This is a genomic window from Methylovorus menthalis (assembly GCF_020523625.1).
Classification (GTDB): domain Bacteria; phylum Pseudomonadota; class Gammaproteobacteria; order Burkholderiales; family Methylophilaceae; genus Methylovorus; species Methylovorus menthalis.
This window is the reverse complement of sequence record NZ_JAJAQH010000005.1, coordinates 43,434-64,861: the sequence shown is the minus strand read 5'-3', so window position 1 is coordinate 64,861 and position 21,428 is coordinate 43,434. Positions and strand designations below refer to the sequence as shown.

General features: G+C 53.7%; 21 protein-coding genes. 11 read left to right on the top strand and 10 right to left on the bottom strand.

All coding sequences use genetic code 11. The features are described 5' to 3' along the window. Positions 1 to 49 precede the first annotated feature (49 nt). The 10 genes from LG204_RS04910 to LG204_RS04865 all read right to left on the bottom strand — a co-directional run bounded on the left by LG204_RS04910 (position 50) and on the right by LG204_RS04865 (position 8,855). Positions 50 to 1,081 (bottom strand): ABC transporter substrate-binding protein, encoded by a 1,032-nt coding sequence (locus tag LG204_RS04910; RefSeq protein ID WP_230336225.1) that lies wholly within the window; start codon positions 1,079 to 1,081, stop codon positions 50 to 52. A gap of 45 nt (positions 1,082 to 1,126) precedes the next feature. Next, positions 1,127 to 1,921, bottom strand: a complete 795-nt coding sequence (locus LG204_RS04905; protein ID WP_230336224.1) for an ABC transporter permease — start codon at positions 1,919 to 1,921, stop codon at positions 1,127 to 1,129. Between the two features lie 13 nt (positions 1,922 to 1,934). Next, complete coding sequence (locus LG204_RS04900; protein ID WP_230336223.1) at positions 1,935 to 2,741, bottom strand: ABC transporter permease; 807 nt, start codon at positions 2,739 to 2,741, stop codon at positions 1,935 to 1,937. A gap of 13 nt (positions 2,742 to 2,754) precedes the next feature. After that, positions 2,755 to 3,162 carry an ExbD/TolR family protein gene (locus tag LG204_RS04895; RefSeq protein WP_230336222.1) on the bottom strand — a complete coding sequence of 136 codons (408 nt, stop codon included), beginning with the start codon at positions 3,160 to 3,162 and terminating at the stop codon, positions 2,755 to 2,757. Further along, entirely contained in the window at positions 3,162 to 3,875 is a 714-nt protein-coding gene (locus LG204_RS04890) for a MotA/TolQ/ExbB proton channel family protein (protein ID WP_230336221.1), read from the bottom strand. Before LG204_RS04890 ends, LG204_RS04895 begins: the two co-directional genes overlap by 1 nt. A gap of 52 nt (positions 3,876 to 3,927) precedes the next feature. Continuing rightward, positions 3,928 to 4,767, bottom strand: a complete 840-nt coding sequence (locus LG204_RS04885; protein ID WP_230336220.1) for an energy transducer TonB — start codon at positions 4,765 to 4,767, stop codon at positions 3,928 to 3,930. A gap of 41 nt (positions 4,768 to 4,808) precedes the next feature. Further along, positions 4,809 to 5,624: an ABC transporter ATP-binding protein gene (locus LG204_RS04880; protein ID WP_230336219.1), complete on the bottom strand. Its 816-nt coding sequence runs from the start codon at positions 5,622 to 5,624 to the stop codon at positions 4,809 to 4,811. A gap of 277 nt (positions 5,625 to 5,901) precedes the next feature. Continuing rightward, positions 5,902 to 7,005 (bottom strand): ABC transporter substrate-binding protein, encoded by a 1,104-nt coding sequence (locus LG204_RS04875; protein WP_230336218.1) that lies wholly within the window; start codon positions 7,003 to 7,005, stop codon positions 5,902 to 5,904. A 49-nt stretch (positions 7,006 to 7,054) separates the two neighbouring features. After that, positions 7,055 to 8,098, bottom strand: a complete 1,044-nt coding sequence (locus LG204_RS04870; RefSeq protein ID WP_230336217.1) for an ABC transporter substrate-binding protein — start codon at positions 8,096 to 8,098, stop codon at positions 7,055 to 7,057. 10 nt (positions 8,099 to 8,108) lie between these two features. After that, positions 8,109 to 8,855, bottom strand: coding sequence for a class II aldolase/adducin family protein (locus LG204_RS04865; RefSeq protein ID WP_230336216.1), 747 nt, complete (start codon positions 8,853 to 8,855; stop codon positions 8,109 to 8,111). 354 nt (positions 8,856 to 9,209) lie between these two features. On the opposite strand from LG204_RS04865, the gene LG204_RS04860 reads away from it, so the two are divergent. From LG204_RS04860 to LG204_RS04810, 11 genes are all read left to right on the top strand, one after another. Beyond that, positions 9,210 to 10,358 carry a sigma-54 interaction domain-containing protein gene (locus LG204_RS04860; protein WP_230336215.1) on the top strand — a complete coding sequence of 383 codons (1,149 nt, stop codon included), beginning with the start codon at positions 9,210 to 9,212 and terminating at the stop codon, positions 10,356 to 10,358. A gap of 465 nt (positions 10,359 to 10,823) precedes the next feature. Next, a complete protein-coding gene (gmd, locus tag LG204_RS04855) occupies positions 10,824 to 11,906 on the top strand; it encodes a GDP-mannose 4,6-dehydratase (protein ID WP_230336214.1) in 1,083 nt (360 codons plus the stop codon). Positions 11,907 to 11,912: 6 nt separating this feature from the next. Next, a complete protein-coding gene (locus LG204_RS04850; RefSeq protein ID WP_230336213.1) occupies positions 11,913 to 12,845 on the top strand; it encodes a GDP-L-fucose synthase family protein in 933 nt (310 codons plus the stop codon). Then, positions 12,842 to 14,008: a DegT/DnrJ/EryC1/StrS family aminotransferase gene (locus LG204_RS04845; RefSeq protein WP_230336212.1), complete on the top strand. Its 1,167-nt coding sequence runs from the start codon at positions 12,842 to 12,844 to the stop codon at positions 14,006 to 14,008. The genes LG204_RS04850 and LG204_RS04845 overlap by 4 nt, the downstream gene beginning before the upstream one ends. Positions 14,009 to 14,017: 9 nt before the next feature. Beyond that, entirely contained in the window at positions 14,018 to 14,791 is a 774-nt protein-coding gene (gene rfbF / locus LG204_RS04840; protein WP_230336211.1) for a glucose-1-phosphate cytidylyltransferase, read from the top strand. Further along, complete coding sequence (gene rfbG / locus LG204_RS04835; protein WP_230336210.1) at positions 14,773 to 15,864, top strand: CDP-glucose 4,6-dehydratase; 1,092 nt, start codon at positions 14,773 to 14,775, stop codon at positions 15,862 to 15,864. The genes rfbF and rfbG overlap by 19 nt, the downstream gene beginning before the upstream one ends. A 6-nt stretch (positions 15,865 to 15,870) precedes the next feature. Further along, positions 15,871 to 17,193 (top strand): lipopolysaccharide biosynthesis protein RfbH, encoded by a 1,323-nt coding sequence (gene rfbH, locus LG204_RS04830; protein WP_230336209.1) that lies wholly within the window; start codon positions 15,871 to 15,873, stop codon positions 17,191 to 17,193. A 9-nt stretch (positions 17,194 to 17,202) separates the two neighbouring features. Beyond that, the gene (locus tag LG204_RS04825; protein WP_230336208.1) at positions 17,203 to 18,024 is read left to right on the top strand and encodes a transketolase; all 822 of its coding nucleotides are present in this window, start codon (positions 17,203 to 17,205) and stop codon (positions 18,022 to 18,024) included. Continuing rightward, positions 18,021 to 18,941: a transketolase family protein gene (locus LG204_RS04820; protein ID WP_230336207.1), complete on the top strand. Its 921-nt coding sequence runs from the start codon at positions 18,021 to 18,023 to the stop codon at positions 18,939 to 18,941. The genes LG204_RS04825 and LG204_RS04820 overlap by 4 nt, the downstream gene beginning before the upstream one ends. A 5-nt stretch (positions 18,942 to 18,946) precedes the next feature. Continuing rightward, positions 18,947 to 19,879, top strand: a complete 933-nt coding sequence (locus LG204_RS04815; RefSeq protein ID WP_230336206.1) for an NAD-dependent epimerase/dehydratase family protein — start codon at positions 18,947 to 18,949, stop codon at positions 19,877 to 19,879. A 13-nt stretch (positions 19,880 to 19,892) separates the two neighbouring features. Beyond that, complete coding sequence (locus tag LG204_RS04810) at positions 19,893 to 21,341, top strand: oligosaccharide flippase family protein (RefSeq protein WP_230336205.1); 1,449 nt, start codon at positions 19,893 to 19,895, stop codon at positions 21,339 to 21,341. The last annotated feature ends 87 nt before the right edge of the window (positions 21,342 to 21,428 follow it).

Below are 21,428 nucleotides of genomic sequence, written 5' to 3'. Positions count from 1 at the left end.
TAAAAAAGCCTGCACATGCAGGCTTTTTTATTACTTATGTTCTACACCATCAGGCAATCCTTCGTACATTGTCATGCGCCCGCTCCAGCGGCAGAGGGTCAATCCAGGCAGCGATGTCGATATCCTGCTCGATGAAGTGATGCTCAAGCAGGAATTTCTTGGCAATCGTGAGACCTTCAATCACCTGATGATTCAGGGTAATCACCAGGTTCTGGTGAAACTCGGGGCCCAGCACTTTATCAAGCCAGGCTTCAGACCAGCCGGTTTCATGACCGATCAGGCGCAGGCTTTCTTCGCGGTTCTTTTTTGCCCATAAGCCAGCAGTCACTACCTGGCGTAAAAAACGCTCAACCACATCGGGATATTGCTCAATGGTCTCGGCATTGACGGTCAATGGTCGCGGGGCGCAGTTGCTCACGCGTATATAGGGGTCGGGATGAAAGCCCAGATCAAACACGATATGGGCGCCCAAGAGATGGGTGATCTCGGCACCCCGCACATCCTTCACGTAGATGGCTTCCACTTCCCCGCGCACCAAGGCATAGACTTCGTTCACATAGCCGTGTCGCGCATGGCCCCAGCCACCGGGGCGATCAATATCATTCACGGTGATATAGGCAGAATCCGGCAGCTCAACCAGCTCGATATCGCGCAGGCCCAGGCCTGCCTGCTCCAGCGCCACATAAAAAGCCCGTAGCGCCGCGGCGCGATTGTAGTCGCTGGCAATCTGGTGGATGGGAATGCCAACCTTGCGGCCTTTGAGATCCTTGGCGGTACGTATGCCAGAGCCAGGGAGCGTGATAATGGCCTGGTATTCGTCGGTCCAGCTGATGCCGATCACCCGGGTGTCACTGCCATTGGCCTTGGCCCAGATGGCGGGTGTATTGCCGCCCTGACGAAAGAGATTGGGCAGCCGGTGGTCAAAGTGCGAGACCAGGTCAGAGGGTTTGTCCGACTCAATCAGCGAGCGCAGTGGGATATCCCCGGCAAACTCCCGCTCCAGCAGGCCCAGTTGTATCGCCAGCCCTAATGGCGTGGGAACAGGAGAGCGGGTGTAAGTAAACTCGGTGGTGTAGGTCATGGCGAATTATTGTTGTTATGGGACGGGTGTTCTTGTGAAGGCGGCCTACTCGCTAGCGACTTTGCGCCAGCGGAAAAGATAGGCCGTGATGCGATACAGCACAAAGGTCAGCAGATATCCGACCACGCCGATCAGTATGGTCACCACCACCAGGATATCCATGCGCGAGGCCATTTCGGCATTCATCATCAGATTGCCCAGACCAGCCCCGGCATTGAACAGAATTTCGCTACCGATGGTAGACAACCACGCCATGGCCAGCGCGAACGAAACGCCGGTAAAGATATTGGGCAAGGCAGCGGGCAGCAGGATATGCCGGAACTGCTGCGCACGGCTCAACTTGAGCACATTGCCTACTTCCAGAAATTTGCCATCAACCTGGCGCAGGCTTTCATAGGTGGCCAGCACCAGCGGGAAAAACGCCGACAGGCAAACAATAAACAGCTTGGCGGTATCGCCATTCCCCAGCCACAGGCTGAACACCGGCACCAGGCCCATGAGCGGCACCTGACGCAGGATATGGTACAGCGGCCCCACCGAGGTATCGATGATGCGGGAGCTGGCCATGGAAACGCCCAGCACCAGGCCAAACGTGCCGCCGATGGCGAGCCCGGTCAGTGCCCGCTGCAAACTAGACGCCAGATTGACCTGCAGGTCGCCAGTGGCGATCAGCTCACGCAGGGCCTCCTGCATTTGCGATATCGACGAAAAGGCATAGGCAAACGAGGCGCCACGAGTGGACATATATTGCCAGCCCAAGAGCAGCAATATGGGCAAGATAAGTCCGACCGCACGACGGCCCAGGCCCAGATTGGACAACACAGAAGAAATTGAACGCATGACTACAAACTCCTCAGGCAACGCGCCAGCGCACCAGATGGGATTCACCCCACTTAAAACTGCGATCAATGCAAAAACCGATCAACCCGGTCAGCACCACCCCAACCAGCACAATATCCAGCCGGAACATATCGCGGCCCATCTGCATCATCTGCCCCAGGCCACTATCTGCCACCAGCAACTCGGCGGCGACCAGCACGGTCCATGAGCGGGCAAACGCAATGCGCAAACCCGTCAGCACCGGCGGGAAAATCGCCGGGATAATCACCTTGCCATACAGCGTGGTCCAGGGCAGTTTGTACACACGCGCCACTTCCAGGTAGTTCACTGACACGCCCTTGGTGGCTTCATAGGCAGCCAGCGCCACCGTGAAGAACGAGGCCTTGATGACAATAGCGATCTTGAAGCTTTCATCCACGCCCAGCAGCAGGATGAAAATTGGGATCAAGGCGATAGTGGGAATCTGGCGTATGGCGTGAAATAGTGGCGCGCACAGCGCTTCCACGTTTCGGGAGAGCGCCATCAGGATGCCAAACAGCAAGCCCGCAGAGGCACCAATGCTGTAGCCCAATGTCAGCCGCGACAGGCTTTTGGTCAGATGTTCCTGCAGCTCACCCGAAGACAGCAATTCGCCAAACGTGGCGGCCACTTCCAGCGGCGATGCCAGCAACTGCGGAGAGATCAGCTGCAGGTGGCTGACCCAGCCCCACACCAACAAGAGCAGCACGGGCGATACAAACGCCGCCAGCTTGAGCTGGCGATAATGCACGCGCCCGGCCACACGATTAAGGCCAATGGCGGCCCGAATACCGATACTCATTTGCCTGGGCCCGCTATTCTGCGTTGGTTAATACAGCCAGCCGGGTAATCCCTGCCCGCTCGATAGCGGCCATGACCTTGGCCACCGTACCGTAATTCACCGATTCATCAGAGCTCAGATGCAAGCTCAGGTCAGGGTCGGCAGCGTGCAATGATTTCAGCTCGCGCTCGACATCGGCCACCGCCAGCTCACGCTTGTCGATAAACACCTTGCCCTGGGCATCCACACTCAGGCTCACGGCTTTTTTCTGCTCGGCAGGCTGCGTGGGCGCGGTTTTCGGCAGATTGACGGTAATCGCGTTATTCAGCACGGGAATGGTGACGATAAAGGCCACCAGCAACACCAGCATCACATCCACCAGTGGCGTGATGTTGATCTCGCTCAATACCTCATCGGCGTCGTTACTTGTAGAGAATGCCATTATGCGAATGCCTCTTTCTTGATGTTGACCACAGACGATGCCACATCGGGCTTGCGGCTGTTACGAAACGATACCTTGCGTGACAGGTTGATCAGGTCAGCGGCGAAATCATCCAGATCGCCACTTGCCAGCTTCAGGCGACGGGTAAAGAAGTTATAGGCCAGCACGGCAGGCACCGCCACCGCGATACCCAAGCCAGTCGCGACCAGCGCTTCACCAATGGGCCCGGCAACCACTTCCAGGCTGGCGGTGCCAAGGCGACCAATATCGGTCAGCGCGTGCATAATGCCCCACACCGTGCCAAACAGGCCGACGAACGGTGAAGTGCTGCCAATGCTGGCAAGCACGGCCAAGCCGCTTTCCAGGCTGCGGCGCTCTTTCAGAATCTGCTGGCGCAGCGAACGCTCCAGCAAGTCCTGACGCTCGCCGCTATGCTTCAGATCATGCTGACCTGGGGTATCGGCATCGCGCAAGGCATTAAAACCAGCCTGCGCCACGCGGGCGGCTGGGCCCTTGAAATCGTTGATTTCCGCCGCGGAGAGTAAATCCGGCGCAGCCCAGAATGCCTGCTTGTAGCGTTTGTTCTGATAGCCGGCGCGGAAATTCTGCACGCCTTTGACGGCCAACAGAGTCCAGGTGACGACGGAAAATGCGACCAGTGTCCAAAGCACACTATCGACGATGAGGGAGGTAGATGAACTCACAATTGCCATGATGTTTCCTTTAACTTAGCTATATTTGATAAATACTGATCTGGCGGCCAACTTATTTGGCCAGCCTGAATTCGATAGGCACGGTGGCCCAACCATCGACGGGGGTGCTCCCACGCTTGGCCGGAGCAAATACCCAGTTTTTCACCACTTCGAGGGCGGCTTCATCCAGTGTCTTGCGACCGCTGGATTGCTTCACTTCCACGGCTCCTGGCTTGCCGTTGGCCAATACACGCACACGCAGAATCACCTTGCCCTCCCAGCCCTGACGCTGGGCAAACGCGGGGTATTCTGGCGGCGGATTGTTAAGATACCCGGCATAGCCCAAGGCTTCTGTCAGTGGCTCTTCCTTGGGCGCGGGTGGCGCTGGCGGTGGCGTAGGCACCGCTTGCACGGGCTCTGGCGTATGCTGCGCCGTGGTGTTTTCCTGCACGGTCATGTCACTGGGTTTGATATCCGGCTCGGCAGGCGCGGTCCTCAATGCCGGGACTGGCTTGGCAGGCTGCGGTTTACGCTCGACCTTGGGCGGCGGTGGCGGAGGTGGCGGCTCGATTTTCTTTTCAGGCTCAATCTTGGGCGCTGGCTTGATAAATTCGATCACGACCTCTTTGGGTGCGGGCGGTTTTGGCGGCACGCGTTGTGATTCCAGATAGGCAGAAATACCGACAATGTGCGCGATCACCACCAGCGCCACGATGCCGCTGTTACGTTGTGTCAGCCACTTGCCGGAGCTTTCCAGCTGGTCCAGGGCACGACTGCGATAAAGCCCAAAACGTTCGCCTCCATCCGAGACAGCACGGGCAACAGCGTCCTTAAGAACCGATAAATTTTCCTGAATATCCGGCAAGGCGCCAGATTTCGTATAACTTGCCGGGTAACTCGAAAGACTAGACATGACCTTTCTCCTTTCGATAAGTAATTGGTGAGTTGCGCATATCAAATAAAATCGCTCAATACATCGTCACGTATGCGCTGAAACTCGCTCGCCGAGCGTATGCGCGGACGTGGCAGTTTCACTGGAACAATGCGTTTTATACGGCCAGGGTGTGATGTCATCACCACAATGCGGTCGCCCAGAAACACGGCTTCTTCCACATCATGCGTCACCAGCACGGTGGTTAAACCTTCTTGCTCCCACAGGCGCTGCAATTCGTGTTGCAGCTTCATGCGGGTCAATACGTCCAGAGCGCCAAATGGCTCATCCAGCAACAAGAGCTGGGGGCGCAGCACGAGCGCGCGGGCGATGGCGACACGCTGTGACATGCCGCCTGAAATCTGGTGGGGATAGGCTTTCTCAAAACCGGTCAGCCCCACCGTGGCAATCTGCGCCTTGACGCGCGCCTGGCGCTCTTCCTGCGAAACATCGGTCGCAGAGAACGCCAGCAGAATGTTTTCTTCCACGGTCAACCAGGGAAACAGCCGATGCTCCTGAAACACAATGCTGCGATCGAGCGAAGTGCCGGAAATGCGTTGGCCCTGGTAAACGATATTCCCCTGGTACTGCGCATCAAGGCCGGTGATCAGGCGCAGCAGCGTCGATTTGCCGCAACCGCTGGCGCCGACGATAGACACAAACTCGCCTGAGCGGATATCCAGCTGGATATCATCCAGCACCTTGAGCGGCTCGCCATGCAGGAGGTAGCTTTTGGATACGTGATCCAGCTGTAGCGCATACGACGCAGGCTGTTGCTCTGCCTCATTTTTTGGCTCTTCACTCCGCCTGAAATCGATTACTGCTCTTGTCACTGCCATGCCTGCCAACCTCTTTTTCAATGCCGCATCGTATTGCGACGTCATATCTGTTTACCCATCACTGTTTATTCCAAAACAGCATGAGCATGGATGTCTATATGCTTATGCAAGACATATACCAGCCGCGAGTAAGTAATTTTTATTGTTTATTTTCATTGCCTTACAAAAAACATTCTCATCATAAAAAAATCAACTGTTGCCCAGGCAACAGCAAATACTGGTGATTTTGTTTCCCCTGCAACAGCCAAGAAAAAGCCGTCTTGCGACGGCTTGATACTTAGTTCCTGGCTTGAGCCACATTCACGGGGGGCGGCGCAGCGCGCGCGACCCAATAATGTTCGATACCCAGATCCTTGAGTGCCTGATTCACAAAACGTGGGTTCAGCAGTTGCTGCACATTCACATCGTTGCGAATCAAACCCGAGCTTTTGGCGTAAGTGGCCAAGCGTTGATAATGGGCCGTGAGAAGACCGTCATATACCGGAGACCAGCGGTCTTTCCATGGCACGGCGTCGCTTTCGTAATCGCGGCGAACCACCGACTCCGGTTGCACCAGGCTCAAGTAGTCCTTGATGTACTTATCACGATTGGCTTCCTGCGATGCCCAGTAGCTGGTTTTGACATAGGCATTCACCACCAGCTGGGTAATTTCTGGGTATTTGTTCACAAAATCGTTGGTGGCCCAGATGCCGCCACGCAGCTTTTGATCTGTCAGCGAAGTCTTGGTAGACCAGATAATGCGACCTACGCCTTTATCCTGCAGGTTGTATGCATCATTCAGGCTGAAAAAACCGTCCACCGTACCGCTGGCAAGCGCGGCGGCGCCCACCTGCGGATTCACGTTCACAATCTTGAAATCCTTCAGGGTCAACCCTTGAGAAGCCGCCAGGCTGGCAAAAGTAGCTTCCCATGGGCGGCCACGATGCAGGGCAATGCGCTTGCCTTTGAGATCAAGAATGCTTTTGGCCGTGGAATTGGCAGGGACCACCAGATACGAGTTGCCATTGCTGCCCCAAGGAGCCACCAGCTGGACGACCGGCTTAGCCGCATTGAGGATGATGGGCGGCAAATCGCCATAGGCCGCAAAATCAATCGTGCCGTTGGCAAAAGCTTCATTGATGATAGGACCGACGCCGGAGTGCGATGCAGGCACCCACTCTAGCTTGATGCCTTTTTTTGCCAGGCTTTGTTCAAGGCCGCCTTCATTGTTCACGGCATCCACACCCATGTAGGACGTCTTGCCCGCCAGGTTATAGGCGACCACGGCTATTCGCACCACCTTGGGCGCCTCTTCTGCCACGGCCTGCTGGGCGACAAATGCCCAGAACGCCGCCACACTCGCTGCCAGTATCGCCAGGCGATACACTACATTCACGTTCATTACCTACTCCTTAATTCATTCATTTGGGACAACGTGCCCATCACTACCCTCAGGCCGCTTTTCGCTCTGCTTGCAGCCAGCCGATGGCGGTCTCCAGCGGGCCTCGGTCTATCCAGGTGTCAAGATCAACGTCGCGATCCAGCAGCCCATGGATCAACATGAAGTTCTTTTGCTGCTGGAAAAGGGCGACACGCTGCTCGGAAAGATCAGGTGCCAGGCTCAGATGGAAATGATCGCCATAGGCCTGTTGCACGCCCACACCACTTGAGCGTGTTTCGCCTTCCAGTACGTTGCGCACCCCTTCCAGATTGGTTTTCGCCCATTCCGAGGCGCGCAAGGATTGATAAAGGAAGCGCGCGACCAGCTCAGGATGCTCCTGTAGCAGTTGCTCATGCACGGTAATCGGACGCGGCGTCCCGTTGTTCACGCGATACTGCAGATCAGGATAGGTATCCAGATTGATACCGACGACGACACCCAACCGTTGTGCTGCTTCTACTGCTGATGCGCCTTTACCATACACAGCGTCGACCTTGCCTGCCGCCAACTGCTCGATGCCCGCCCACAAACCGCCAAGGTCTTCACGACCGCCTTGCCCGGAGCCGACTTCCACCAGTTGAACGTCATCCAGCGTAAGCCCGGCGATTTTCAGCGCGCCCTTGTAGCCATGCAGGCTCATGCCGCGGGCAATGCTGCTGCCCCGAATATGGTCATGCAGGGGGTGCTCGATAAAGGCTGGCAAAGCGAGACGCAAACCCTTGAGATGGGCAGGCTCGGTAATGCCGGAGTCAGGCCGTACCAGAATGGTTTGCCATTCATCGATCCAGGTGAGGCCGATCAGTCGCGTAGGCGCCCCTTGGGCACGCGCCGCGATCGCCAGCAGATTACCGCCCTCGCGGATCAGCGTGGGCAACTGGTGATCATAATGATGACGCGCCAGTTCACGATGATCCTGCAAGGTGGAAAGCGCAATGCCATCCTTCGCAAATTCTGACTCCAGCCAGCCAAGCTTGTGGGCAAGGCCGGTGGCCGTCGGGACCGGGCAACGGGTAAACCAAAGGCGGTCGATCGCTTGAGGGGTTGTTGAGCTCACGGATACCCCCTTAGCCTGCAGCCTTAACGCTGGCGGGTGCGCTATCGTTGGCCGGAACAAGACCCAAGGCATGCGCCTGATCATAAATCTTGGCCATTTTCCACTGCTGGGTGAGCACGCCAGGACCATAATCACGGGAGCCACCGAGGGAATCCGCCAGGCTTTGAATCAATGCGCCCTCTTCCAGCAGCAGAATGAATTCTGCCAGCTTGCGCAGACCTTGCTTGCCCCAGACGGTGGAACCGCCATTGGCTTCCAGAATGGCCGTGTTGTGCGGGTTCAGGCGAATCTGATCCAGAATGAAATCGACTTCTTGCTGACGACGGTCAATATAGATCGGGATTTCACGAATCAGGTTGAAGCGCTGCACTGGCACGTAACGGATAGGCAATGGGCGGTGTGCCTGTGCCCAGGCACCGAGGTAAGGGGAGTGCACGTGCGAAATCGAGGTGACATCCGCATGCTGCTTGAACAGCTTGTTGTAACGGGTATTGCCCAGGCCGCTTTTGCCGATGACGACATTGCCATCAAAATCCACCACCAGCGCTTCCAGTTTTTTGCCCTTGTTGAAAGGCCCGCCGTAATTGACGATGACCAGTTGCTCCTGGCCTGGAACACGTTCAACAAAACCTACCGTGCCATTGGCCGTAATCGTGCCGGTCTCGCGGAACACATCAAATGCCAACTGCGACTCTTCCAGCACGCTTTGTACAAAATCTTCCAGCTCTCTTTTTGCTTCAACAGCGATCACGCTCATTTTTTTGCCCTCTACGTTGGTATGTGTATTGCATCCAATGATGCATAACCATGCAGGGGCAAGAGCTATGCCAAAAAGAACAAGCGCGACCTTATTAAATTTAATCGTTTAAATTCATTTCCCTATGAAAATCACATGGCGATTACCCAGAAGGATATGAACAAGCAAGTGTTGGCTGGCAAACATTTCCACATACAAGACTGTTGCTTGATCACCACTTTTCACATGCCGTATTTGCATAAGCCTGCATAGGATATAACCATACCTTATATAGGTATAATGTGATATTAGTGGAAATTTTAATAACATTTAGCTATATTGCACCCTGCAATTTACCAAAGAGAGCGTCACACAATGCGAACTCAATTATGGGACTATGACCTGGAAGACGACGGCCCCACTCAGCCACCAAAAGGGGCCGAGCATGTCATCACGCACCCGAATCCATCTTCTGTCAGCTTGTCCATCCGGGCCAGCGCCCTGGTTTTCAGCGACCCCAAATCGCAACAGCTGTTAAGAATGATAGAGCGCGTGGCCAAGAGCGATGCCACCGCGCTGATTATTGGTGAAACCGGGACCGGCAAGGAACTGATTGCGCGTCAGATGCACGCCCTCAGCGCCCGTAAACACGCGCCTTTCCAAGCGGTAAATTGCGGCGCATTCTCTGAAACCCTGGTGGAGAGCGAATTATTTGGCTACGAACGTGGCGCTTTCACCGGCGCATCGCAATCGAAGATAGGCTGGTTTGAATCTGCCAATGGCGGCACACTGTTTCTCGATGAAATCGGCGACCTGCCACAGTCTACCCAGGTAAAACTGCTACGCGTGCTGCAAGAGCGCGAAGTCGTGCGTGTTGGCGCACGCAAGGCTATTCCGATCAACGTGCGGCTGATTGCCGCCACCAACGTCGACCTGGAAGAAGCCGTCCGCGCCGGACGCTTCCGCGAAGATCTTTACTACCGCATCAAAGTCGTCCCCATCAATCTTCCCCCACTCAGAGAGCGCCGCGGCGACATTTTGCCGCTGGTTGAGCACTTTCTGAATGTATATAAAGAACGACTCCAGACCGCCGCCCCGCAGCTGGCTCCAGAAACCATCCGCGTCATGCTCGAATACCCCTGGCCGGGCAATATCCGCGAACTGGAAAACGTGATTCACCGCGCATTGCTGGTGTCGAATACCAATACGCTGCAACCGCACGACCTTAACCTGCCGCACTCCTTGCTGCAACGCGAGGAACACAGCGCACGGCCACACCATCAGTCCAAGCCTACAAAGCCGCAAGCAGGCCACGAAAACGAGGTTTCGACGTATCCTCTTGAGACAGTGTTTTACGAGCTGTTCCAGGAATCTCCGGACAAGCTGTTTGACATCGTCAACAACCTGCTCGTCAGCAAAGCGTATGATTTTTGCCATCACAATCAGGTACATACCGCACGCCTGCTTGGCATCAGCCGGAATATTCTAAGAGCCAGGCTCAAGGAGTTGGGGTTGATTGATTAACCAGATGTTGAGTTAAGTGGATATACGATTCGAACAACGCTGAACTAGCCAAGCTAGCTTGTTCCCTATGGCACAAAAATCATGCAGCAAGCTGACAAGCCATCACTAAATCTCTTGTGCTGGTTAACATTTTTTTGCACTCACCCAATCCCCCCGAGCAATAGACCCAGCGCTTCCAACCATCAGCCTTTTTAGAGGAGATGGGTTTGATAACAAAGAATTTTTCAGGATCGTCAAGCTCGACCGACAATATTTGCCCTGAAATCCTGACATCAACCGGCCCTCTGCAGGTCAGCTTATGCGCATCTGCATGTTAAACTTACATTTTGCGGTTACAAGGGCAATTAACGCGTACATGACCTGGCTTCCTCAATAGGAAGTAAGGGAGATATGCCGGTTGTGTTGCTCGATTGTAGCCTTACTGCCTCTACTCAATCAGCATGGCAGACAATCAAGGACAACAGAATGAAAAAGGCTTTAATCACGGGCGTCACCGGACAAGATGGCGCATATCTCGCAGAGTTTTTGCTGAACAAAGGCTATGAAGTTCATGGCATCAAGCGTCGCAGCTCGCTATTCAATACTGCGCGTATTGATCATCTATTCCATGACGTGCACGAGACAGGCAAGCCCTTCTACCTGCACCACGGCGACATGACTGACTCTTCCAGCCTGACACATATCATCCAGAAAGTGCAGCCTGACGAGATTTACAATCTTGCCGCCCAGAGCCATGTAGCGGTCTCTTTTGAAGAGCCTGAATACACGGCCAATTCCGATGCCCTCGGTCCATTGCGGATTCTGGAAGCGATCCGTATGCTTGGCCTTACCAAAAAAACCCGCTTTTATCAGGCCTCAACTTCGGAACTCTATGGCCTGGTACAAGAGACTCCTCAAAAAGAAACCACCCCTTTCTATCCACGTAGTCCATATGCTGTGGCGAAACTCTATGCCTATTGGATTACCGTCAATTACCGCGAAGCCTATGGGATTTATGCCTGTAACGGCATCCTTTTCAACCACGAGTCGCCCATACGCGGAGAAACCTTTGTTACCCGCAAAATTACTCGGGCGCTGGCTCGCATAAAGCTAGGACTGCAGGAATGTTTGTATCTCGGCAATCTCAATGCAAAACGCGATTGGGGTCATGCCAAGGATTATGTCGAAATGCAGTGGCTGATGCTGCAACAGGAAAATCCAGAAGACTTCGTGATCGCCACAGGCGTGCAATACAGCGTACGTGATTTCGTCAATGCTGCAGCAAAAGAGCTGGGGCTTGCCATTACTTGGCAAGGTGATGGTGTTGACGAAAAAGGTTACGATGAATCCGGCAAATGTATCGTGGCTGTTGACCCACGATACTTCCGCCCCACGGAAGTCGAAACCCTGCTGGGCGACCCCAGCAAGGCAAAAAACAAACTGGGCTGGGTGCCCAGGATTTCATTTGATGAACTGGTTACCGAGATGGTGCGTGAAGACCTTAAATCAGCGCAGCGGGATGAACTGGTCAAACAGCATGGCTATGCCGCCTTTATTCCCCACGAGTAAACCAGCATGAGCAAACAGCGTATCTTGTTGACCGGCAGTGGCGGCATGGTCGGGCGCAATCTGCTCGAGCACCCGTCCATGTTTGCGCATGACGTGCTCACGCCGGACAGCCAGCAACTCGATCTGCGAGACTACACTGCCGTGCTCACATATCTGCAGAATCACCGGCCCGATATCGTCATACATTGCGCGGGCAAGGTTGGGGGCATTCAGGCCAATATGCGCGAACCCGTCGGGTTCCTGCTGGAAAATCTGGATATGGGCCGCAATATTGTCTGGGCCTCCCGACAGGCAGGAGTCAAGCGCCTGATCAACCTCGGCAGCTCGTGCATGTACCCACGAAATCACAATGACCCCCTGCCTGAAGAGCTGGTACTGAAAGGTGAACTGGAGCCTACCAATGAAGGCTACGCCCTTGCGAAAATAATCACTGCCCGGCTATGTGATTACATCATGCGTGAAGATCCCAGCTTTCAGTACAAAACCCTGATTCCTTGCAATCTGTATGGCCGTCATGACAAATTTGATCCAGCGCACTCGCATCTGATTCCAGCCATCATCCACAAAGTCTATCAAGCCCGCGAGAAAGGCGAAAAATCCGTCGAGATATGGGGCGATGGTACAGCCCGCCGGGAGTTCATGTACGCAGGCGATCTGGCAGATGCCATGGTGCACGCCATCGACCAGTTTGACTCCCTGCCGTCGATGATGAATGTGGGGCTGGGCTACGATTACACCATCAATGAATATTATCAGGCTACGGCCGAGGTGATGGGGTATGCGGGAGAGTTTACCCACAACCTGGAAAAACCGGTGGGAATGACACGCAAGCTTGTCAGCATTGAGCGCCAGCAGTCGTGGGGCTGGCAAGCCAAAAACGACCTTCTTTCGGGTATTGAAAAATCATACCAATTTTATGTGAATGAGTATTTACGATGAGCTTTAAATTCCCGTTAGCCACTGCCTCTTGGGGGCAAGAAGAGATAGACGCGATGCAAAATGTCATCGCTTCTGGAATGTTTACCATGGGCGCCAATGTACAGGCGTTTGAGCGCGACTTCGCCCAATTCACAGGCAGCAAATTTTGTCTGATGGTGAACTCCGGCTCTTCAGCCAACCTGCTCATGGTGGCAGCCTTGTTTTATACGAAGAACTCCAAGCTGAAATTGAAGCGTGGCGATGAGGTGATTGTGCCTGCCGTCTCGTGGAGCACGACATACTATCCGCTTTATCAGTACGGCCTGAAAATCAAGTTTGTCGATATTGACCTTAATACGCTGAACTATGACCTCGATGCGCTTGAGGCGGCAGTTACTGACCAGACGCGCATGATCATGGCGGTGAATCTGTTGGGGAATCCGAATGATTTTGATCGTATCAACGCGATCATCGGCGAACGTGACATTGTGCTGATAGAAGATAATTGCGAATCATTGGGTGCCAGATTCAATGGTCAGCAGGCGGGGACTTTCGGGATCATGGGCAGCTATAGCTCTTTCTTCAGCCATCATATCTCGACCATGGAGGGCGGCCTGATCGTGACGGATGATGAAGAGCTTTACCATATTTTGCTGTCGCTACGCGCGCATGGCTGGACTCGCAATCTGCCTAAACACAACCATGTTTGTAGTGAAAAAAGCGATGACCCGTTTGAAGAGTCTTTCCGCTTTGTGCTGCCAGGATTCAATGTGCGGCCACTTGAGCTGGAAGGTGCATTGGGTGTGGTGCAGCTGAAACGCCTGCCAGGCATGGTGGAAGAGCGCCGCAAGAACGGCAAGCTGTTGCAAGCCGCCCTGGCCAATCATCCTGATGTACTCATTCAGCAGGAAATCGGCGAGAGCAGCTGGTTTGGCTTTAGCCTGGTGATACGTCCCGGCAGCCAACTGACGCGCAAGCAGTTGCTGGAAAAACTTACCGGGCTTGGTTTCGAGTGTCGCCCTATCGTGGCAGGGAATTTTGCCAAAAATGAAGTAGTAAAATACTTTTATTCCGAGGTACATGGCGAATTGAAAAATGCAGACCATATCGACCAGAATGGCTTGTTTGTCGGCAACCACCACTACCCCATTCCAGGTGCATTTGAAGCCCTGGCAACACTATAAGGGTAAGGCATGAAAGCAGTGATCCTTGCGGGAGGCCTGGGTACGCGTATCAGCGAAGAGACTTCGTTGCGCCCAAAACCTATGGTTGAAATAGGCGGCAAACCGATTTTATGGCACATCATGAAAATCTATTCCCACTACGGGATCAATGATTTTGTGATCTGTTGTGGCTACAAGGGTTACGTCATCAAAGAATATTTTGCCAATTACTTTCTGCACATGTCGGATGTCACGTTTGACATGGTCAATAACCAGATGGAAGTGCATGAGCGCTATGCTGAGCCATGGAAGGTCACCCTGGTGGATACCGGGGTAGACACCATGACCGGCGGCCGCCTGAAACGCGTTGCTCCTTACCTGCAAGGTGAGGAGGCCTTCTGCTTTACGTATGGCGATGGCGTAAGCGATGTCAATATTGCTGAGTTGATTGCTTTTCACCAGGCGCAACAGGTAAAGGCAACGCTGACCGCCACCCTGCCCCCAGGCCGCTTTGGGGCACTGGATATGGATGGCAGCAAGGTTCGCAGCTTCAAGGAAAAACCCAAAGGCGATGGCGCCATGATCAATGGGGGGTTTTTCGTACTATCGCCTGAAGTTCTGGGGCTGATTGGCGACGACAGCACCATCTGGGAAAAAGAGCCGCTGGAGGCCTTGGCCTCACGCGGCCAGCTTGCAGCATTTTCGCATGAGGGTTTCTGGCAGCCGATGGATACCTTGCGCGACAAAACCTATCTGGAAGAACTCTGGGCCAGCGGCAAGGCGCCATGGAAGGTCTGGGAATGAACCCGGCATTCTGGCGCGGTAAACGCGTATTCTTGACCGGGCACACCGGTTTCAAGGGGAGCTGGCTATCATTATGGCTGCAAAGCCTTGGGGCAGAAGTCACAGGCTTTGCGCTTGCTCCGCCAACACAACCCAGCCTGTTTGAAGAGGCCCGAGTAGGTGCAGGCATGCGGTCCATCATTGCCGACATTCGGGATCTGCCAACGCTCCAGCACGCCATATTGCAGGCCAAGCCCGAAATCGTGATCCATATGGCGGCTCAACCATTGGTGCGCTACTCCTATGACCATCCAGTGGAAACCTATGCGACCAATGTCATGGGCACGGTACATCTGCTGGAAAGCGTGCGGCATTCGCCCGAGACCCGGGCCGTAGTAAACATCACGACCGACAAATGCTATGAAAACCGCGAATGGGTATGGGCCTACCGCGAGAATGAACCCATGGGTGGTTATGACCCCTACAGCAATAGCAAAGGGTGTGCAGAATTGGTGAGCGCAGCCTACCGCTCATCCTTTTTCAATGCGGAAACGTATGCCCAGCATGGGGTGGCGATTGCCACCACGCGCGCCGGCAATGTCATTGGTGGTGGCGACTGGGCTCAGGACAGGCTGATTCCCGACATTTTGCGCGGATTTGAACAAGGGCAGACCGTGAATATCCGCAACCCCAACTCCATACGTCCATGGCAGCATGTCATGGAGCCATTGCGTGGCTATCTCACCTTGGCAGAGCGCCTGTACGAGCACGGCCCGCGCTATGCTGAGGGATGGAACTTTGGCCCCAACGATGAGGATGCCAAGCCGGTGGGCTGGATCGTGGAGAAAATGGCTGCGCTCTGGGGGCATGAGGCCCAGTGGCAAATTGCTGAAGGAGAGCACCCCCACGAAGCCACCTACCTCAAACTGGATATTTCCAAAGCCCGCCAACTACTCGACTGGCACCCAGCACTTCGCCTCGAGCAAGCACTTGAGCTTATTGTCGACTGGTCTATGCAGCGCCTAGCCGGTGAAGATTTAAACCAGGCCACGCTGGCTCAAATTGAACATTATCAAAAATTGAATCAAGGATAGATTGTTATGCAAAACGCCAAAACTCAAGAGTTGCGAGAGCAAATCGCCAAGCTGGTAGGAGAGTATGCCGCCATCGCGCTGGCTCCTCAGCCTTTTCTGGCGGGCGCTTCAGTTATTCCGCCTTCGGGCAAATTGCTCGATGGTGCTGAAATCAAATTAATGGTTGAAGCTTCGCTTGACGGCTGGCTGACCACCGGACGCTTTAATGCCGAATTCGAGAAAAAACTCGCCGCGTTTATCGGCGTAAAGCATCTCTTGTCCGTGAACTCCGGCTCATCAGCCAACTTGGTGGCATTCACCACCCTGACTTCGCCCAAACTAGGCAATCGCGCCATACGCAAAGGCGATGAAGTTATCGCCGTGGCAGCAGGGTTCCCCACGACCGTGAACCCCATCATACAGTTTGGTGCAGTGCCCGTTTTTGTCGATGTGGATCGTTACACGCATAACATTGACGCCAGCAAAATCGAAGCCGCCATATCGCCAAAAACCAAGGCCATCATGCTCGCGCACAGCCTGGGCAACCCATTCAATCTGGACGTCGTCATGGAATTGTGCAAAAAATACAATCTTTGGCTGGTAGAAGATTGTTGCGATGCGCTTGGCACCACCTATCGCGGCCAGATGGTCGGTACCTTTGGCGATATTGCCACCCTGAGCTTTTACCCCGCGCACCACATCACCATGGGGGAAGGCGGTGCCGTATTCACCAATAATGACGAACTCAAAATCATTGCAGAAAGCTTTCGTGACTGGGGTCGTGACTGCTATTGCCCTCCCGGCAAAGACAACACCTGCGGCAAACGCTTTTGCTGGCAGCTCGGCAGCCTGCCCGAAGGTTATGACCACAAGTACACCTACAGCCACCTGGGCTACAACCTCAAGATCACAGATATGCAAGCCGCATGCGGCCTGGCCCAGCTGGACAAGGCACCGGCCTTTATTCAGGCTCGTAAAGACAACTTCGCCTTCCTGAAAGAACGTCTGGCGGCCTGCGAAGAGTTTGTGCATTTGCCACAGGCGACTGAGCACTCAGACCCGTCCTGGTTTGGCTTCCCGATCACCATGAAAGAAAACAGTCCGGTCACCCGACTGGAACTACTGACCTATCTGGACCAGAACAAAATCGGCACTCGCCTGCTGTTTGCGGGCAATCTCACACGCCAGCCCTATATGGCAGACGTCGAATATCGCATCAGCGGCGACCTCACAAACACTGACAATGTCATGAACAACACCTTCTGGATTGGTGTGCAACCCTCGCTGACACGCGAGATGCTTGAGTATTCGGCGCGCAAGATCGAAACATACCTTGGCGTTAATTTCTAGGCGGCACTTGTGAGCAAGCATATTTCAGCCTTTGATACAGGCAATCTGCGCAAAACGGTGCTGGATATGGCATTTGCAGGCTCAACTGTGCATATCGGCTGCGCGTTTTCCATTATTGAATTGCTGGCGGTGCTTTACCGCCAGCATTTGCGCTATCCGGATAATGACCCGGCCGCCCCTGACCGTGACTTTCTTATCCTGAGCAAAGGGCATGGCGTAATGGCGCAATATGCCTGCATGCGTGAACTTGGCTGGCTGCCGGAAGAAGCTTTCAGTGCCTATTTTGCTGATGGCAGCGATCTCAAGGGCTTGTCTGACTCTCGTATCCGCGGACTGGAAGTAACTTCAGGCTCCTTGGGGCATGGCTTATCTGTCGGGGTCGGAATGGCGTTGGGCGCCAAGATAAAGGGCACTGATCAGAAAACTTACGTCATTGTAGGCGATGGCGAAATCAATGAAGGCCCGATATGGGAAGGTGCCATGTTTGCTGCGCATCACCAGCTCGAAAATTTCATGGTGATCGTAGATGAAAATGGTTATCAGGCCATGGGTCCAACCAAAGAGGTTATCGGGCTTGGTTCCATTCGGGCAAAATTTGAAAGTTTTGGTTTTCTTGCCCACACCATTGATGGCCACAACGAAGCAGAAATTGATAACGCCATACACGAACTATGGGCCGACCCATCGCGACAGCCCAGAGCGCTTATCGCCAGAACAGTCAAAGGCAAAGGTGTTTCTTTTATGGAGCACAATAACATTTGGCATTACACGCGCCTTACAGCGGAGACTCACACTCATGCAGTGGCAGAAGTCATGGGTGACCGCTTGTGAGAGAGGCCTTTTCTACCGCGCTGATTCAACTGGCCCAACAAGACCCGCGTGTCATATTGCTGACTGGCGACCATGGTTATGCCTTATTTGATGAATTCAGGCGGGTTTGCCCGAATCAATACATCAATGCCGGCATAGCCGAACAAAATATGGTCGGCATGGCTGCCGGCCTTGCCCGTACAGGCTTTCGCCCTGTTGTCTACGGACTTAGTGCCTTCATTCCGGTGCGCGTGCTGGAACAGATCAAGCTGGATGTTGCGCATGACCGTTTGCCAGTGATTTTTATCGGGGATGGCGCAGGGTTCGTCTACAGCCACCTCGGTACCAGCCATCAATCCACTGAGGATATTGCCTGTGCCCGTGCAATTCCAAATTTGCAGATATATTCTCCGGCAGATGCCTTTGAGATGACCATGTGCATGCAGGCTGCTTATCAGGCCCATGCATCGGCATATCTGCGCATGGGCAAATCTGACCGTGGATTAGTTCATGCAGCCGTGCCCGAGGCATCCTCAGGAGAACTGCTTCAGTTAAAACAGGGCAAGCCTGGTGCCTTATCCTTTATCGCCACGGGTTCCATGGTGCGCACAGCAATGGACATTGCGAGCGCAAGCTATGCGGACGCATCTGTCTGGAGCGCGCCATTTATCAAACCAGCAGAGATAGCTCAGGTGGCGGCTATCTGCCGTAATGGCGGCCCTCTGGTCACCATGGAAGAACATTCAATCCATGGCGGGCTTGGCTCCATGATTGCAGAAATAGCCAGTGAACATTGCCCGGTACGGATTCTGCGCATAGGGGTAAAAGACCGCTTTTCAGAGCACTGCGGCACTTATGACTATCTACTCAAAGAACACGGTCTTGATCGCACGTCGATTGAAAAGCAGTTGGCTGAGTTTCTATCCCGGGCTGCCTGAGTATCATGCATATTGCCATCCTGGGTTCCACCAGCCAGATTGCACAGGATTTCATCCTGTCCGCTGAAAAAGCAGGCTCTCACCAATTCAGCCTCTTTGCACGTCGGCCGCAGTTTGTACGAGACTGGGCACAGCGTAAGCAGTTAAAGCACATTACAGAGATACTGGATTTTGGTGCTTTTAATGAGCGCGCCCGTTTCGACGCCATCATTAATTTTGTGGGGGTGGGCAGTCCAGCGGCGGCTCAGGCCATGGGCGCGTCCATTCTCGACATTACCGCCGAGTTCGACAACATGGCGCTGGATTACCTGAAAGCTCACCCGGAAACACGCTACCTATTTCTAAGCAGCGGCGCGGCATATGGGGCAAGTTTCACCCAGCCAGCGGACGAACACATACAGGCAATGTTCAATATCAATCATCTAAGCGCGCAAGACTGGTATGGCATAGCCAAATTTCATGCGGAAACCCGTCACCGCTCATTGGCGCATTTATCGGTGATAGATATTCGCGTATTCAGCTACTTCAGCCGACAGCAAGATATCTCTGCCAGATTTCTGCTTTCAGACATATTGCGTGCGATCCAGGAAAAAACCACGCTCAAAATCTCCCCGGATTATATCGTTCGTGATTTCTTGCACCCTTCGGATTTTTTTCAACTGATAGAGGCAGTGTTGAAAGCGCCCGCGACCAACACCGCGCTGGATTGCTACACCCGTGCGCCCATCGACAAACCCGCGCTGTTAGCTGCCATGCATGAGCATTTTGGCCTGCGCTATGAAATGACAGACGCCTCAGCCGGGCTAAATGCCACGGGGGGCAAGCCGCATTATTATTCGCTTAGCCGGAAAGCTGCCGGGTTCGGCTATCAACCGGCGATGAGTTCATGGGATGGCATATTGCTGGAATCCACCGCCATCCTTGAGCAACAAGCATGAGCGCTAATTAGATTTGGTACTTCTTACCATCATTATCGGCAGAGCCGCGCAATTTTTACTGGCACTTGCCATGCTGCGAGTGGCAACGACGCTGTTGTCCCCAGAAGAAATGGGCAAGGTCTCGCTAACCCTTACCACCATTGCGTTCTTTGCCTTGTTTCTGGTTAATCCGGTAGGTATGTTTATCAACCGGAGACTACACGCGTGGCAATCTGGCGGGTTGGCCATGGCCTATTTACGGTTATATACAGGCTATTTATGCCTGGTAGCGCTGGTTGCTGCTATCAGCCTCCCCTTGTTGAATATCAGTGGCTGGGTCCACTTCGGCATACCCATTTCCTGGCTTTTGCTGCTGGTATGCGGTTCACTTATTTTCAATACCATTAACCAAACAGCTATTCCATCCCTTAATTTGCTGGGCGACAGTGGACGATTTGTTGTACTGACCGTCAGCAGCCTTGCAGCCAGCTTTATCTGTGCTTTTGTCTGGGTAAAATCAGCAGGGGCAAATGCAGAGTACTGGTTATCAGGGTTACTGTTGGGCCAAGTCGTGGTGGGGATGATCGGCACCAGAATGCTAATTGCAAAATTGCACCCAACCACCACTTCTTTACGGCCGCATGTAGATCAAAAGCATCTGCGCGTGCTCTTTGCTTTTGCATGGCCACTCGCCATTGCGGCTGGGCTGGGCTGGGTCCAGGCACAAAGCTATCGATTTATACTTGAAAACGAAATGGGCCTGGGCCAACTGGGCCTATTTGTAGCTGGCTATAGCATAAGCGCAGGCATTATCGCGGGCTTTGAATCCGTGCTGACCACCTATTTTCAACCCCGCCTCTATCGTGATGCCAGCAGCAATCATCCCGCTCAGCAGGCAGGGGCATGGCAGCGTTATGCGGCCGCAGTCATCCCATCGCTGCTGTTAACCGTCGCGCTGCTTATAGCGCTTGCCCCAGAGCTTACCCGATTGTTGCTGGGGGAAAACTTCCAGTCTTCATCAGACTTTGTCATATGGGGCGCATGTGCTGAAGCCGCGCGCGTACTAGTAAGCGTATATGCCTTGATTGCGCATGTACACATGCGTACACGATGGCTTGTTATTCCCAACCTGGCAGGCGGAATACTATCGGTTCTGCTGTGCGCGCTGCTCATACCTCATCTGGGAGCAGATGGCGCTGGGGTAGGTCTGGCAGGATCTGGCTTTGCCATAGTCGCACTTATGCAGTTGCTGCTGGTAAGAAAAATGGAATACAAACCATCTCCTCTGCCTATTGTTGCAGCCTTGGGCACGGGTGTGGGGTTATGTATGCTGAGCTGGATATTGCGTCATGAATTGACCACAGGCAGCGGTTTTACACTGACAATCATCGTGGCAATAACCGGTGCAGTGTTTTTATTTGCGCAATATTTCTTTTTACGAAAGCATCTGGCGGACACACCGTCTTTCGTAAGAACTAATTAATATATGCAATAAGATGATATATCCTAAATAAACAGTCGCCCTTTCTGTGAGTTTTCTTTGAGGTAGTGCATTAAATGCATGTTGAAA

Coding starts and splice junctions, on each gene's coding strand:
- LG204_RS04910 (WP_230336225.1), bottom strand. CDS start 1,081: ATGACCTACACCACCGAGTTTACTTACACCCGCTCTCCTGTTCCCACG.
- LG204_RS04905 (WP_230336224.1), bottom strand. CDS start 1,921: ATGCGTTCAATTTCTTCTGTGTTGTCCAATCTGGGCCTGGGCCGTCGT.
- LG204_RS04900 (WP_230336223.1), bottom strand. CDS start 2,741: ATGAGTATCGGTATTCGGGCCGCCATTGGCCTTAATCGTGTGGCCGGG.
- LG204_RS04895 (WP_230336222.1), bottom strand. CDS start 3,162: ATGGCATTCTCTACAAGTAACGACGCCGATGAGGTATTGAGCGAGATC.
- LG204_RS04890 (WP_230336221.1), bottom strand. CDS start 3,875: ATGGCAATTGTGAGTTCATCTACCTCCCTCATCGTCGATAGTGTGCTT.
- LG204_RS04885 (WP_230336220.1), bottom strand. CDS start 4,767: ATGTCTAGTCTTTCGAGTTACCCGGCAAGTTATACGAAATCTGGCGCC.
- LG204_RS04880 (WP_230336219.1), bottom strand. CDS start 5,624: ATGGCAGTGACAAGAGCAGTAATCGATTTCAGGCGGAGTGAAGAGCCA.
- LG204_RS04875 (WP_230336218.1), bottom strand. CDS start 7,005: ATGAACGTGAATGTAGTGTATCGCCTGGCGATACTGGCAGCGAGTGTG.
- LG204_RS04865 (WP_230336216.1), bottom strand. CDS start 8,855: ATGAGCGTGATCGCTGTTGAAGCAAAAAGAGAGCTGGAAGATTTTGTA.
- LG204_RS04860 (WP_230336215.1), top strand. CDS start 9,210: ATGCGAACTCAATTATGGGACTATGACCTGGAAGACGACGGCCCCACT.
- gmd (WP_230336214.1), top strand. CDS start 10,824: ATGAAAAAGGCTTTAATCACGGGCGTCACCGGACAAGATGGCGCATAT.
- LG204_RS04850 (WP_230336213.1), top strand. CDS start 11,913: ATGAGCAAACAGCGTATCTTGTTGACCGGCAGTGGCGGCATGGTCGGG.
- LG204_RS04845 (WP_230336212.1), top strand. CDS start 12,842: ATGAGCTTTAAATTCCCGTTAGCCACTGCCTCTTGGGGGCAAGAAGAG.
- rfbF (WP_230336211.1), top strand. CDS start 14,018: ATGAAAGCAGTGATCCTTGCGGGAGGCCTGGGTACGCGTATCAGCGAA.
- rfbG (WP_230336210.1), top strand. CDS start 14,773: ATGGAAGGTCTGGGAATGAACCCGGCATTCTGGCGCGGTAAACGCGTA.
- rfbH (WP_230336209.1), top strand. CDS start 15,871: ATGCAAAACGCCAAAACTCAAGAGTTGCGAGAGCAAATCGCCAAGCTG.
- LG204_RS04815 (WP_230336206.1), top strand. CDS start 18,947: ATGCATATTGCCATCCTGGGTTCCACCAGCCAGATTGCACAGGATTTC.